General features: G+C 63.6%; 8 protein-coding genes. 4 read left to right on the top strand and 4 right to left on the bottom strand.

The features are described 5' to 3' along the window. Positions 1 to 51 precede the first annotated feature (51 nt). A complete protein-coding gene (locus tag ISS97_RS19795; protein WP_379984455.1) occupies positions 52 to 963 on the bottom strand; it encodes a DMT family transporter in 912 nt (303 codons plus the stop codon). Between the two features lie 103 nt (positions 964 to 1,066). Here ISS97_RS19795 and ISS97_RS19800 point away from each other — a divergent pair, with 103 nt between their 5' ends. From ISS97_RS19800 to ISS97_RS19815, 4 genes are all read left to right on the top strand, one after another. After that, on the top strand, positions 1,067 to 2,473 hold the full coding sequence (locus ISS97_RS19800) for an aminotransferase-like domain-containing protein (protein WP_379984453.1): 1,407 nt from the start codon (positions 1,067 to 1,069) through the stop codon (positions 2,471 to 2,473). Between the two features lie 162 nt (positions 2,474 to 2,635). Next, on the top strand, positions 2,636 to 2,890 hold the full coding sequence (locus ISS97_RS19805; protein ID WP_379984451.1) for a GlsB/YeaQ/YmgE family stress response membrane protein: 255 nt from the start codon (positions 2,636 to 2,638) through the stop codon (positions 2,888 to 2,890). Beyond that, positions 2,887 to 3,132, top strand: a complete 246-nt coding sequence (locus ISS97_RS19810; protein ID WP_379984450.1) for a hypothetical protein — start codon at positions 2,887 to 2,889, stop codon at positions 3,130 to 3,132. Before ISS97_RS19805 ends, ISS97_RS19810 begins: the two co-directional genes overlap by 4 nt. Then, entirely contained in the window at positions 3,129 to 3,581 is a 453-nt protein-coding gene (locus ISS97_RS19815; protein ID WP_379984449.1) for an SRPBCC family protein, read from the top strand. Before ISS97_RS19810 ends, ISS97_RS19815 begins: the two co-directional genes overlap by 4 nt. Before the next feature lie 7 nt (positions 3,582 to 3,588). On the opposite strand, the gene ISS97_RS19820 is transcribed toward ISS97_RS19815, so the two are convergent. The 3 genes from ISS97_RS19820 to ISS97_RS19830 are packed head-to-tail and all read right to left on the bottom strand — an operon-like array spanning position 3,589 to position 14,455. Next, positions 3,589 to 3,957: a hypothetical protein gene (locus tag ISS97_RS19820; RefSeq protein WP_379984448.1), complete on the bottom strand. Its 369-nt coding sequence runs from the start codon at positions 3,955 to 3,957 to the stop codon at positions 3,589 to 3,591. Positions 3,958 to 3,974: 17 nt separating this feature from the next. Further along, positions 3,975 to 4,832: an OmpA family protein gene (locus ISS97_RS19825; RefSeq protein WP_379984447.1), complete on the bottom strand. Its 858-nt coding sequence runs from the start codon at positions 4,830 to 4,832 to the stop codon at positions 3,975 to 3,977. Between the two features lie 17 nt (positions 4,833 to 4,849). Continuing rightward, on the bottom strand, positions 4,850 to 14,455 hold the full coding sequence (locus tag ISS97_RS19830; RefSeq protein ID WP_379984446.1) for an ESPR-type extended signal peptide-containing protein: 9,606 nt from the start codon (positions 14,453 to 14,455) through the stop codon (positions 4,850 to 4,852). Positions 14,456 to 14,894: the final 439 nt, after the last annotated feature.

Here is a 14,894-nt window from a genome sequence, read left to right on the forward strand (position 1 = left end):
GCCACACGGCGGGCTTTGTTTTGTCAGAAGACCGGTGAGTACGAGACGCCGCTAGGCACTTGTCTGCGGCGCACGCGACCAGCCCAGCCGCCATTTCAAATTGACGCCCAGCGTGCCGAGCACGATCAGCACGAGTCCCGCGAGCTGCACCGGGACGAGGTGATGTCCGTAGATCAGGTAATCCAGCAGCAGCGTGACAAGCGGATAGACAAAGGCCACCACCGCGATCGTCACTACAGGCAGGCGCGGATACGACGAATAGAACAGCACATACACGATGCCGCTGTGGATCACGCCCAATCCGAACAGCCAGAACCAATGCGGCCCGGCATGAAACACTGACGTGCTGGAGAAGCCGGCCAGCATCGCCACACCCACCCAACACTGGATCATCACCAGCGCGAACGGACGCTTGCGACCGATCTGTCGCGACATCAGCAACGAAGCGCCGCATAGCACCGCAGCAAGCAAAGTCAGTCCGATGCCGATCAGGTACGAGAGGTCGGCACTCTGCCAGAGACGTACGGGATCGGAAGAGCAGGCCACACCAACGAAACCGAGCAGCGTCCACGCCAGGTCGGCGGGACGTGTGCGCTCGCCCTGCAGCAGCGCAGCCAGAATCAGCATCACAAACGGAAAGAAGTGATACACCAGGGTCGCCACGCCGATGGATGAGCGCGCCATGCCGGCGAACAGCGCCACCCAGTTCAGCACCAACAGCACGCCGCTGAACAAGGCACCGCGCAACAGCTCACGCTCTTGCAGCAAACCGCGCAGATGCCCCCGGGCCAGCCCCCAGCTCAGCAGGAACAGGCCGCCGAACAGGCACCGATAGAACACCGCCGTGACCGGGTCCTGGCCGCTTTCATGCACGAAAACACCGACCGAGCCGATCAGCAGTTCGCCGAGCAGCAGCTGGCCAAGCGCCGCGCGCGCGCCGTCGCGGCTGGAGGTGGCATGCATGACGTGGTCCTCGCAGGTGGATGACGTTCAGCGTAAGCCGCTTGCCTCCACCAATACAGATTCAGATAGGATGCAAATAGACCAATACAGATGGAACAAATCGGTGCTGCTTTACGAACGCCTCGCGGAAAGCCTGCGCGTACAGATCGCGCAAGGCGTATTGCGGGCGGGCGAGCGCATGCCGTCGATCCGGCAACTGGCGCACGGACATGGCATCAGCGCCGCCACTGCCGTACAGGCCTGCTTGCAGCTGGAACGCGAAGGCCTGGTGGTGGCTCGCCCACGCTCGGGTTACTTCGTGCGCGCGGCAACGCCTCTGCCACCGGCGATACGGCCTCCACGTCGACGCGTGCCCGGCAGCGTCAGCAATCCGGCATTGCAGGATGTACTGGACATGCTGGCGCGCAGCGACCTGCTCCCTCTGCACAGCGCCACGCCAGCGCCAGCACTACTGCCGCAACCCGCCCTGGCGGCGGCACTGACACGCAGCCTGCGACATAGCTCCGCGGCGGCACTCGACTACGCACCGCCACAGGGCCATCTCGCGTTGCGGCAACAGATCGCCAAGCGCTATGCACAAGTTGGCGCAGCAGTAGCGCCCGACGAGATCATCATCACCGCTGGCGCGATGGAAGCGATCAGCCTGGCGCTGCGCACACTGACGGCACCGGGTGATGTGGTGCTGGTGGAAACGCCGACTTATCACGGCATTCTGCAGGCCGTTGCGGCGCTGCGACTGAAAGTACTGGAGGTGCCCAACCTTCCCGGGCAAGGCATCGACGTCGCACGGCTGGAACAGTTGCTGCAACAGAACACCGTGCGCGCAGCGGTGCTGATACCCAACTTCAACAACCCGCTCGGCAGCCTTACCAGCGACGCCAATAAACAGTCCTTGCTGGAAAGCTGCGCCAAGCACGGCACCGTCGTGATCGAAGATGACATCTACGGCGAACTGGCCTGGTCGGGCCAGCGCCCCTCACCGCTGCGCCGCTGGGACCGGCATGGCATGGTGATCAGCTGCGGCTCGTTCTCGAAGACGCTGGCACCGGGTCTGCGCGTCGGTTGGCTGGCCGGCAGCGCATGGACCGACGCCCTGGTACGCGCCAAATACTTTTCGACCGTGGGCAGCGCCAGCCTGCCCCAGCTGGCGATGGCCGATTACCTGCAACGCCACGATCTGGAACGTCACCTGAGACGCCTGCGCCGCACCCTGGCGGACAACGCACAGCGCATGCACGAGGCGATTGCGCGTCACTGGCCCCAAGGGACACGAGCCAGCGAGCCGCAAGGCGGTTTATCCCTGTGGCTGCAATTGCCGGCCGGCGGCAACGGCTACGCGCTGTTCGAAGAAGCACTGAAAGACGGTATCGGCACATCGCCGGGCGTATTGTTCTCCAGCCGGGGCGATTATGCGGATTGCCTGCGGCTGAGTTGCGGACTGCCGTGGAGTGGACGGCTGGATATCGCGTTGCGGAAGCTCGGGCGACTGGCAGCACGCCAGTCCGAGTGACGTAAACGTCCCTGCCCGCAGAAGGAGGCCGCTTTTGTCCGTGACTTGCCTAGGAATTGTCTGAAAGAGCCGACGCCTTCGCCTCCCTAGACTATCGGCGCCCGAGATCGTGGTTTTATCGCTGCGATCCGGTTCACCTGGACCCTCATGGAGTCTCTAACAATGGCAACTCACGGCATTATTGTTTGGCTGATTATCGGCGCAGTAGCGGGCTGGCTGGCAGGGCTGCTGGTCAAGGGAGGCGGCTTCGGCCTGCTGGTCGACATCGTGGTCGGCATCGTGGGCGCCTTTATCGGCGGCTGGCTGGCAGGGATGCTCGGCATCAGCCTGGGCGGCGGCCTGCTGGGCTCGATCATTACCGCGACGATCGGTGCGGTGGTCTTGCTGTTTGTGATCCGTCTGTTCAAGCGAGCGTGAACGAACATACGCGCAACACGGATGCCGGCGCACGCGCCGGCATCTACAGCATCCGGGAAGACCATAACGGACGATGGATACTGTGGTCGGATGACCAGGTGGTATCAGCCGGCCTGCGCCTTGGGCCAGCGATCAAGCTGGCGCGCCTGCTGGTGCGCGAACAGCGTGAAAAAGATCAGGTCGGCTCAAAAATCGAGTTGGTAAGCTGCGGTCACACCATCGATGTGGACGACAGGGGATGAGCATTTCCTTTGAACAAGGCATGTTTCTGCCGCGTCCGCCCGAGCAGGTCTTCGACGTACTCGACGATATCTCGGCCCTGCCCAAATGGCTGGATCGCTGTATCCGCGTGCAGAAACATCAGCCGGGCCCGAACGAAGTCGGCGATGCACTGCGTTACATCTACCTGGATGGCCTGCGCAACAATGTCATGGAAGGCACCATCACCGCACGCAGCCCCAGCGAGCACTTGAGCTGCCAATGCGCCAATCGCAAGATGGCGGTGAACGTCGCCATCCATATGCGCCCCCATGGCACCGGCACCTATCTCACCCAGAGCATCAGCATCCTGCCCAAGGGTCTGTTTACCCGGCTGGCCGCGCCGCTGATTCGGCGCGCACTGCCCGATCAGAGCACCCGTGCCCTGGCCGGCCTGCGCAATTATCTGTTGCGCATACCGTCATCCCCCTAAGCAGGGATCAAGCTTCGCGTTTCAACACGATGGCCGCTCGCTGCAGCAGCTCGCGCAACTCCGGGTCGATCGCAACCAGCCGATCCACCGCGCGCAACATAACCAGCGAAACCGGATCGCTCAGCGCGCCTTCGCCCCACTCCGCCAGCACGATCCGGCGCAGCATGGGCTGCCGGATCTGCGCCAGCGCCGCTGGATCTTCCGGATCGATGGCAGACACCATGGTGACCAGATCGCGACGCATCGCGACGGCCCTGGCGTCCGATGCCGAGGTGCCGCTCTGCAGGGGATGCTCGAAAGACCCTTGGCTGGCAAGGTGGCGCAATACGTCGATCGGCGAGGCACGATGCGGCGATGAGTCCATAACAGAGGGCATGGCTGGAAGAGTCGGGATCAGTTGGTGGCGCGGCTGTTCTCGCCAGCGGCCTCAAGCAGATTCACCAGCACCACGACACGGCGGTTAGGAGCGAGGCAATCGATCAGGGCAGCGCGATCCGCGTCGTCGCAGCTGCGCACCGGGTCGGCCTTGCCCAGACCCTCGGCCTGGATCAATTCGGATGGCACGCCCTGTTCCACCAGGTAGTTCATCACGGCGTACGCGCGGCGGCCCGACAAGCTGTCATTGTGGCTATCGCTGCCGAGCCGGTCGGTGTAGCCCATGATGTGGATGTTCTCGACGCGCGTCTTATGCGTCAGCAGATTGCGTGTCAGCTGATCCAGCTGTGTCTTTCCATCATCGGTAATGTCGGCCACGGTGGCTCGATCGAAAGCGAACAAAGCATCCGTGGACAAGACGAACTGCTCACTCGACGGACCACTCTTGGCTACGGCATCCGCTTGCTGATATTTGGCGCAGGACTCCGGCAGCCAATAGAAACTCTGCGCGAGCTTGTTCTGGTCGAACAGCACCTTGAACTGGCAGGTGCTGACCTTGTTGTTGGCGTCGCGGAAGTTGAACAGGTAGTTCCACTCGCGCACACCCACCACACCTTCACTGAAGTGCGGGAAGCCGACGAGCGCAGCCAACTGCTGCTTGTTGAGTCCGGCTTTGACTTGCCGCACGTCGCTCACATTGGGAAACGTCCCGCCCTTGTGCATCGGCGTGGTGTCGCCGGGTGCCGGCCACACCAGCGCATCGGCGGTGTGGCCATCCGGCGCGACGCCGCGACTGAGGTTGCCGCAGGCGCTGAGTGAACCCAGTACCCCAAGCACGGTGAGCGTCGTAAGGATTTGCTTGATCGAACTATGCATGTCGTCGCTCTCCTGCCTTACCAGACCATGCCCGCGCCCACACCCACACCGGCGTCGCCGCGTGTATTGGTGCTTGCGTTGAGCTTGAAGATGTAGCGACCGCTCTCAGAGATGGTCGACACGCCGACGGCGACACCGGTCTCGCCATGGAAGCTGCCCACCGCGACGCCCGCCGAGTTCTGGTTCGGCTGATAGGCCTGCGGCAGCGCCGCCATCGCCATCGCCGACGCTGTACCCGCATTGGCGCGATTGCCGATCTCGTTGATGTTCCTATCGACCGTCTGGAAGCGCTGATCGGTATAGCTCTTGGACCAGTCCTTGGCCTGATTCAGTGCCTCGTTCAACTGCCCCACATTCGCCGCATCCGTGGTGGCAGTACCCGCGCCCACGTTGTGGACGACCGCAGCCGAGCCGCCCGAATTCAGCGTGACGCTGTTGTAGTCGGCGGCTCCGTTGACCGTGGTGTCGTACTTCACCACGCCAGATTGGGCTGCCTTGAGCTGACTCACATTCACCGCGTCAGTGGCCGCAGTACCTGCCGCTACATTGGTGACCTGCCGCTCGCTACCTGCAGCACCCACCGACACGCTATTGGCGCGATCGGCCACCGAGCCGCTGCCCACGGCCACGCTGTTGCTGGCCGTCGCCTGCGCGCCGGAACCGACCGCTGTGCTGGTATTGCCGGATGCGACGGCACCCGCACCGCCTGCCGTGGCATCCGTGCCCGATGCCTGCGGCTTGCCCTTGGCCGACGTGTCGTTGACCTGGAAGTAGCCGTCCTTGCCGTTCTGCAGATTGGTGACGTTGGTGGTGTTCTGCGATACCTGCTGATTGGTGGCGTACAGCTGCGAACCATTCACCGCATCCGTGCTGGTGGCCGAGACAGCGCCCTGATGCACGTTGGTAATGGTGGTGCCACCGATGACGCCGCCATCGGTCGAGGTGGTGCCGCCAAGCGTCACGCTGCCCTTGCCGCTGTTGTCGTACTGCACCGCGTTGTTGCTCAGCGTGCTGACCTGCGAGCCGATGTTGTTTACGGCCTGGTTGGTGGCATAGAGCTGTGAACCGTTCACCGCATCCGTGCTGGTGCTGCTCACCTGGCCGGCGGCGACATTACTGACCGTGCGCTCGTTACCTGCACTGCCGACGCTGACCGTGCTGGTCGGCGCCGTGCCGGCGAACTGGTAGTTCGTACCGTTGATGGTGGTGCCAGTGGTAGCCACCGCGGCTGAGGTGGTGGAGCCCGAACCCAGCGCCACATCGCCGGCGTTGGTCGCCGTTGCACCGGAGCCCAGTGCCACCGCGTTCTGCGCCGACGCTTTGGCGGTATCACCCAAGGCCACGGCACCCGCGCCATTCGCCGTCGACGTATTGCCGAGAGCAACCGCACCCTGCCCATTGGCAGTGCTCTGGTTACCCAGTGCTACGGCGCCCTGTCCGGTCGCTGTGTTGTTGGCGCCCATCGCCACCGCACCGGTACCGGTGGCGGTGTTCGGATCGCCGATGGCGACCGCGCCATCGCCCGACGCGGTGTTGCCCACACCGATCGACACCGCCTTGCCACCCGTAGCCGTAGCCGACTGGCCGATAGCTACCGCGCCTGCCGCGTTGGCAACCGCGCCAGTACCCTGCGCGATCGAGTTGCCACCGGTCGCCTGCGCACCGTTGCCGAGCGCGATGTCATTCGCCGCCGACGGACTGCCGCTGACACCGGCCACCGCGTTCGCGCCCTGTGCAATAGAGCTGTTGCCGTACGCATTCGCCGCCGGACCGACCGCGATGCTGTCCGTTCCCGCCGCATTGCTGTCGGCCAGCGTCGAGTTGGTGTGGAAGTAGCGAATGCCACCGCCGTTGATCGAACCGCCGATCTGGTTCAGCACGTTCTGCACGGAGCTATAGGTATTGCCGCCGTAGCTGAGATTGGTGGTCACCGTGCCCGTGGTCGGGTCGTAGCTGCTGCCGCCACCCAGCGACGTCGCCGTGGAACTGCCCACGTTGTTCAGCGCATTGCCCACTGCGTAGAGCTGCGAGCCGTTCACTGCATCCGTCGAGGACGAGGTGACCGTGCCGGCCGCCACGTTGGTGATCTGGCGCTCCTTGCCGGCGCCCCCCACCGACACCACCGACTGTGCGGACCCACCGGCGACCGTACCGCCGTTGATCGTGTAGGGGCCGGTCGACGGTGCCACCGTGACCGAACTCGCACCCAATGCAACGTCGTTGGCGTTGTTCGCCACGGCGCCCTGGCCGATCGCCACGCTGTCCGCGCCGGTAGCGCTGGAATCCGCGCCGGTCGAATTGGCATGGAAGTACTTGGTGCCCGTGGCGTAGACGTTGTTGACCTGGTTGCCCAGATTGGTGATCGCCGTCGTGTTGCCGGCGACCTGCTGGTTGGTCGTATACAGCTGTGAACCGTTCACCGCATCCGTGCTGCTAGCACTGAGCGTGGCCGGCGCGACGTTGGTGATCGACTGCGGCGAACCGCTGCCATGGCTGGCGTCGTAAGCGTTCAGTGACGCATTCCACTGCAAGGCATCCTGTTGCAGCGTGGTGATGTTGTTCGTGTTGGTGGTGACCTGATTACCCAGGTTGGTGATCGCCGTTGTGTTGTTGGCGATGTTGGTGGTGTTCTGGCTCACCTGCTGGTTGGTCGCGTAGAGCTGCGAGCCGTTCACCGCGTCCGTGCTGGTCGAGCTGAGGTTGCCAGCCGTCACGTTGGTCAGATTGACCGGCGTGGTGGAACCCGCGCCGCCCAGCGTCACGCTGGTCTTACCAGCGTTGTCGTACTGCACCGCGTTGCCTGACAAGGTGCCGATCTGGGTGCCTAGACTATCCACCGCCTGATTGGTTGCGTAGAGCTGCGAACCGTTCACAGCATCGGTGCTGGCGGCGCTCAACTGTCCGGCCGCGACATTCTGGATCTGCCGGCCACCGACGCTCAGCGCTGCCGAGGGCGTCGCGCCGGCAAAGGTGTAGCTGGTGCCATTGATGGTGGCGCCGCTTACGGCCGTCGTCGCCGAGGTCGTGCTGTTCGCACCCAGCGCCACATCATTGGCGTTGTTGGCCACCGCGCTCTGACCGATCGCCACACTGTCCGTGCCGACGGCACTGGAGTCCGTACCGGTCGAGTTGGCGTGGAAGTACTTGGTACCGGTCGCATAGATGTTGTTGACCTGGCTGCCCAGATTGTTGATCGACGTGGTGTTGTTCGCGATGTTCGCGGTGTTGGCGCTCACCTGCTGGTTCGTTGTGTACAACTGCGAACCGTTCACCGCATTGGTGCTGGTAGCGCTGAGCGTGGCCGGCGCAACGTTGGTGATCGACTGCGGCGATCCGGTGCCATGACTGGCATCGTAAGCATTGAGCGACGGATTCCACTGCAGCGCATCCTGCTGCAGTGCCGTGATGTTGTTCGTATTGCTGGTGACCTGGTTACCCAGGTTGGTGATCGACGTGGTGTTGTTGGACACCTGCTGATTCGTGGCGTACAGCTGCGAGCCGTTCACCGCATCCGTGCTGGTCGAGCTGAGGTTGCCCGTCGCGACGTTGGTTAGGGTCACCGGCGTGGTGGAGCTTGTACCGCCCAGCGTCACGCTGGTCTTGCCGGTGTTGTCGTACTGCACCGCATTGCCGGCCAGCGTGCCGATCTGCGAACCGAGGCTGTCCACGGCCTGATTGGTCGCGTATAGCTGCGAGCCGTTCACCGCGTCGGTGCTGGTGCCGCTCAAACGGCCGGCGGCCACGTTGGTGATGCTGCGTTCGCCGCCCACCGTACCCACACTCACCGTGCTCGTCGGGTTGGTGCCCGCAAAGCCGTAGCCGGTGCCGTTGATGGTGGTGCCGCTGGTGCCTACGGCAGCCGCCGTGGCCGAACCCGCACCCAGCGCCACATCACCGGCGCTCGCGCTAGCCGTGGCGCCCTGCCCCAGAGCGATCGCGCCGGTCTGCGAGGCGGCGCTGGTCGCGCCCAGCGCAATGGCGTTGATGCCCGTGGCTTGCGCACCGGTGTTGATGTTGCCGCCGATAGCAATGGCATCGGCGCCGCTTGCCAGCGTCTTCTTGCCGATAGCGATCGCGTCATCGACCGCGGCCGTCGTCGCGCTGGCACCGATGGCGATACCGTTCGCGCCGCTTGCCGTGGCGCCGTCGCCACCCGCGAAGCTGCTCACACCCAGCGCCCTGGTATTGGCGCCGATACCAGTTGCATTGGCTGCCGTGGCTTGCGCACTGTCACCCGCGGCGAAGGTGCTGGTGGCCGTGGCCTGGGTGTTGGCGCCGATGGCCGCCGCATTGACACCACTCGCTGTGGCCTTGTCGCCGACCGCCGCACTACTCACGGCATTGGCCTGCGTATTGGCGCCGATCGCCACACTGTTGGCGCCATTCGTCTTGGACGAATCGCCGATAGCGACGCTGCTGGTACCTGTGGCCTTCGTAAACACACCCAGCGCCACGCTGTTGGTGTCGTTGGCCGTCGCCGTATTGCCCATGGCGATGGAAGAACCACCGTTGGCCACCGACTGCGGCCCCACGGCAATCGACTCCGCGCCGACCGGCTGGCTATCCGCCGCCGTCGAATTGGTGTGGAAGTACTTGGTACCGGTCGCGTAGATGTTGTTGACCTGGTTGCCCAGATTGTTGATCGACGTGGTGTTGTTCGCGATGTTGGTGGTGTTGGTGCTCACCTGCTGGTTGGTGGCGTACAGCTGCGAGCCATTCACCGCATCCGTGCTGGTCGAGGACAAATTGCCTGCGGCCAGGTTGGTCACGGATACCGGAGTGGTCGTGCCGACCCCACCCAGCGTCACGCTGGTCTTGGCGCTGCTGTCGTACTGCACCGCATTGCCGGTGGCCGCACCAACCACCGCCTGCAACTGGCTCACATTGACCGCGTCCGTGCCGGCACTGCCCGCCGCCACGCCAGTGATCTGGCGGTTGCCGACGTTGACTTCGCCGGATGATGTCTGCGGCGCGGCCAGGCCATAGGCCGTGTAGTTGCTTTGCGCGCCACGGGTATCGGCGGAGCCGGCGCCCAGCGCGACATCGTTGGCGAACGTGGTCTTGGCACCGTTGCCCACGGCAACGCTGTTGGTGCCGCCGGAGCTGGCACTGGTACCGATCGCCACACTGTCGGTGCCGACCGCGCTCGAATCCGTGCCAGTCGAGTTGGCGTGGAAGTATTTCGTACCCGTCGCGTAGATGTTGTTGACCTGATTGCCAAGGTTGGTGATCGAGGTCGTATTGCCCGCCACTTGCTGGTTGGTCGCATTGAGCTGCGAGCCATTCACCGCATCGGTGCTGGTCGACGACAGCGTGCCCGCTGCCACGTTGGTGATCTTCTGCGGCGAGCCACTGCTGTGGCTGGCGTCATAGGCGCCCAGCGACGAGTTCCATTGCAGCGCATCCTGTTGCAGTGCCGTGATGTTGTTGGTGTTGGTGGTGGTCTGGTTACCCAGATTGGTGATCGCCGTCGTGTTGTTGGCGATGTTGGTCGTATTGGTGCTCACCTGTTGGTTGGTCGCGAACAACTGCGAACCATTGATCGCATCCGTGCTGGCCGACGAGATCACACCCGCCGCTACGTTCTGGACCTGGCGCTCCGCACCCGCCGCGCCCACCGACACAACGCCGTTGGCGGCATTGGCGATACCTGCCGCCGTGCCGCCGAAGCCCGCCGTCGTTCCCGTGTGCGGCGCCGCTGTCGTACTGTTGGCGCCCAGCGCCACATCATTGGCATTGTTCGCCACGGCACTCTGACCGATGGCCACGCTGTTGGCGCCGGTGGCCGCGCTATCCGTGCCGGTCGAGTTGGCATGGAAATACTTGGTGCCGGTGGCGTAGATGTTGTTGACCTGATTGCCCAGATTGGTGATTGAGGTCGTATTGCCAGCCACCTGCTGATTGGTGGCGTACAGCTGCGAACCATTCACCGCATCCGTGCTGGTGCCATTAAGCGCACCCGCCGACACGCTGGTCAGCGTGCGCGTACCGCCACTGGCATTGGCGAAGTTCACCGTGGTGCCACCGGTAGCCGCACCGACCGTGATCGGGTTGGTGTTGCTCGGGCTGATGCCGCCGGCCTGCTGCACCAGGCCCGCCGTACCGTTGTTGATATTGTTGATCGCCGTGGTGTTGTTGGTGATGTTGGTGGTGTTGGTGCTGACCTGCTGATTGGTCGCGTATAGCTGCGAACCGTTCACGGCGTCGGTGCTGGTCGCGCTGAGCGTGGCCGGAGTGAGATTGGTGATCTTCACAGTGCCCGCCGCACCGCTACCGCCTGTGGCACCGAGCGTAATGGTGTTGCCACCGACCGCGTCGTACTTCACCGCGATGTTGGCAGTGTTGGCGATACTGTTGTTCAACGCGCCTAGCGCGCCGGCCACGGTGGTCTGAGTCGTGGGACTGCTTACCGCACCCGTCGTGCTGACGCTGTTGATCGGCTGACTGAAGCCGCTGATCGTGCCGGTAGCGGCGCTGTAGCTGGCACCGCCACCCAAGGTGTTTGCCGCGGAGCTGCCAAGGCTGTTGACGCCCGTCACGACGGAGTTGAGCTGCGAACCGTTGATCGCGTCGGTACTGCTGGCGGAGATCACACCCGCCGCCACGTTCTGGATCTGGCGCTCCGCGCCTGCGGCCCCCACCGAGACCACGCCGTTGGCCGCGCTGGCAATGCCCATAGCGGCTCCGCCGTACACCGCCGTGGTGCCCGTATGCGGAGCTGCCGTCGTGCTGTTGGCGCCCAGCGCCACATCGTTGGCGTTGTTGGCTACCGCACTCTGGCCGATCGCCACACTGTTCGCACCCGTTGCCGTGCTGTCCGTGCCGGTGGAGTTGGCGTGGAAGTACTTGGTACCAGTGGCGTAGATGTTGTTGACCTGGTTGCCCAGGTTGGTGATCGACGTGGTGTTGTTGGCGATGTTGTTGGTATTCGTCGTGACCTGCTGGTTGGTTGCATACAACTGCGAGCCATTCACCGCATCGGTGCTTGTCGCGTTGAGCGCACCGGCCGACACGCTGGTCAGCGTACGCGTACCGCCACTGGCATTGGCGAAGTTCACCGTGGTGCCGCCGGTGGCCGCACCCACCGTGATCGGGTTGGTGTTGCTCGGGCTGATACCGCCCGCCTGCTGCACCAGGCCCGCCGTGCCATTGTTGATATTGTTGATCGCCGTGGTGTTGTTAGCGATGTTGGTGGTGTTGGTGCTCACCTGCTGGTTGGTGGCGTACAGCTGCGAGCCATTCACCGCGTCGGTGCTGCTCGCGCTCAGCGTCGCCGGGGTCAGGTTGGTGATCTTCACCGTGCCGGTGGCGCCAGTGCCGCCTGTCGCACCCAAGGTAACGGTGTTGCCGTTCGGGGCATCGTATTTCACCGCGATATTGGCAAGATTGGCGGTGTTGTTGTTGAGCGCCCCCAGGGCGCCCGCCACTGTGGTCTGCGTGGTCGGACTGCCCACGGCGCCGGTGGTGCTGACACCATTGATTGGCTGGCTGAAGCCGCTGATGGTGCCGGTGCTGGTGTTGTAGGTCGCGCTTGCGCCCAGCGTGCTTGCCGCGGAATTGCCCAGGTTGGTCACCGTGGTGCCCAGTGTGCCGACCGCCTGATTGGTCGCGTACAGCTGACTGCCATTGATCGCATCTGTGCTGGAATTGCTGATGCGGCCAGCGGCCACGTTGGTGATCTGACGTTCCGCATTGGAGGCGCCAACGCTCACTACGCCACCGGCAGCAGGTGCGGCACCCGCGAAGTTATAGGTCGTGCCGTTGATCGTGGTGCTGGCTGTCGGGTTCGACGTCGCTACAGTGGAGTTGTTGCCCAGTACGACCGCGCCATCCAGACCGGTCGCCACAGTGACATTGCTGCCCACCACGAACGCATTGTTCGCATTGATGGTGTTGTTATTGCCCAGCGAGTAGGAACCGGTGCCGGTGATGACGGTGGGATCGCCGATGGCGCCCGAGTTATTGCCGCTTACCGTGTTGCCGGTACCGATGCTGATGCTTTGCGAACCAGTGGCTTTGGCGCCCTTGCCGATAGCGATGGCACTGCCGGCGGCGGAGGCTGCGTCGCCTGCGGCGAGGCCGAAGGCAGCGGTGACGGAGGAGCCACGACCGAAAGCCACACCCGACGTCGCAGTAGAGGCTACCGAGGACTGGCCACCGATAGCGATTGCATCCGACGCCTGCGCATTGGCGCCTGCAGTGGCGTTACCGCCGATCGCCGCGGCGCCTGCCGCCGAGGCTGTAGCCGACGGACCGATCGCCGTCGCGTTCGTCGCGGAAGCCTTGGAGTTATAGCCAATCGCTTGTGATTGGCCGCCCGTTGCCGAGGTTTGATTGCCTATCGCCGTATCGTTGGCCACCGTGCCTGAGCCGGACACACCCGCCGTAGCAGTGCCTCCAAGCGCCAGCGAACCTGTGTTGTAGGCGTTGACTCCGTTGCCAATGGCCACCGCCGATTGGCCGACCGCATTAGCCGATTGGCCGATCGCCGTGGACTGGTTGCCGCTTGCGCTCGAACCGGGCGCACCAGCATGGCCACCGATAGAGATCGCATCGGTGCCAGTGGCGCTCGCAAAGTCACCGATGGCCGTCTGTGAACCAGCGCCGATTGCGCTCGCGTTGTTGCCGATGGCGGTTGGTGACGCACCCGAGGCGCCAGTGACGACAGACCGCGAATTGTTGCCAATCGCTACGCCACCGTTCTTATTGGCAGTAGTGGAGGTGACCTGCGCCGACGGACCCAGCGCGACGTCACCGGCTCCGCCCGTCGCCGTTGCACTGACACCAATGGCGATGCTTGGTACCAAGCCACCCGTGGGCGTATTCGCCAAGGCCTGACGGCCCAAAGCTATGTCACCCTGGTTGGTCGCCGTTGCGCCATCTCCTTGCGCAATGCCATAAGCGGCGCTAACAGTCGAACCGCGCCCTAATGCGATGCCAGACGCGGCGGCTGAGGACACAGACGATTGACCACCAAGCGCAATCGAATCCGAGGCCGCTGCCTGTGCGCCTTTAGTAGCGTTGCTACCAATAGCGATGGCACCTGCGCCGGAAGCAGTGGTGGAGTTAGCCACCGTAAGAGCATTGGTGCCATCACCACCGGCACCGCCGATGGCCACAGCGTTGAGTGCGGTGGCATTACTACCAAAGCCCACTGCTGTGCTGGAGGTGGCGGACGCATTGGCTTCCAGGCCAATGCCCGTGCCCCACTTCGAGGCTAGGCTCAGCAAGCCGAAGGCCGAAGCACCATCGCCCTTGGCCTGCGCGAAGGAACCGTATACCGACACCCCGACATAGCCATTGCCGGCGGCATTACAGCCGGCCACATTGGAGTAAGTGCCGGAACCATCTGTTGCCTGGCTGGAGGTGCCGCCCGGGTTTATTCGACCCACGACACCGCTGCTTCCGGTCACGCAAGATTGATCGGAGGTATAGGTATTGGCGTATCCAATAGACGGTGAGACCTGCAGTACCAAACCCAGTGCTGCGGCTAGCGCGCTCAGCTTTAGGCTCGTACGTCCCATGCCACTCGCTGCGGCACCTGTGTCACGGCTCGCCAGTTCCGATGCCACCACAACCTGGCCCAGTGACCGATTCCACACCTTGCTATAGATTTTGTTCATTGCCGTTTCTCACACCGCCCAAAGGGATACGCCCGAGCGCGGTGCTAAAAAACGAGCACGCACGCCCTACTCGCGGAACGAGGGGCGTGCCATGGATTCGGATCGATATTCGCCGGGCGTTTGCCCTAGCGCTCGGATGCGAAACATCCCACTGGCGCCCCCTGCCACCCCCTCACCTAGAAACAGATCCCGGCAGCCAAGCCCCAGGGGGCCAGGGCCTAACTACCGCCGGCGTTATTCGCCGACACATACACGTCCTTGGTATGCGGGAAACCGTGTGTGGCGGGCGGGGTCGCTCATCTCTGGGGGAGCGAATGTGACGCCCGTCACATCTGGTGGGTGTAATTTCGGTGACGGGGCGCACGCTTTGAATCAGAAAAGTCCTACGAGACTAAAAATGTGACTTAAGTCCTTTTTATTGATTTATTTGCGTGATAAG

Source organism: Dyella koreensis (genome assembly GCF_044904565.1).
Taxonomy (GTDB): domain Bacteria; phylum Pseudomonadota; class Gammaproteobacteria; order Xanthomonadales; family Rhodanobacteraceae; genus Dyella_D; species Dyella_D koreensis.

What these genes read in the sequence shown, in the direction of transcription:
- ISS97_RS19795 (WP_379984455.1), bottom strand. Translation starts at nt 963, where the DNA reads ATGCATGCCACCTCCAGCCGCGACGGCGCGCGCGCGGCGCTTGGCCAG.
- ISS97_RS19805 (WP_379984451.1), top strand. Translation starts at nt 2,636, where the DNA reads ATGGCAACTCACGGCATTATTGTTTGGCTGATTATCGGCGCAGTAGCG.
- ISS97_RS19815 (WP_379984449.1), top strand. Translation starts at nt 3,129, where the DNA reads ATGAGCATTTCCTTTGAACAAGGCATGTTTCTGCCGCGTCCGCCCGAG.
- ISS97_RS19820 (WP_379984448.1), bottom strand. Translation starts at nt 3,957, where the DNA reads ATGCCCTCTGTTATGGACTCATCGCCGCATCGTGCCTCGCCGATCGAC.
- ISS97_RS19825 (WP_379984447.1), bottom strand. Translation starts at nt 4,832, where the DNA reads ATGCATAGTTCGATCAAGCAAATCCTTACGACGCTCACCGTGCTTGGG.
- ISS97_RS19830 (WP_379984446.1), bottom strand. Translation starts at nt 14,455, where the DNA reads ATGAACAAAATCTATAGCAAGGTGTGGAATCGGTCACTGGGCCAGGTT.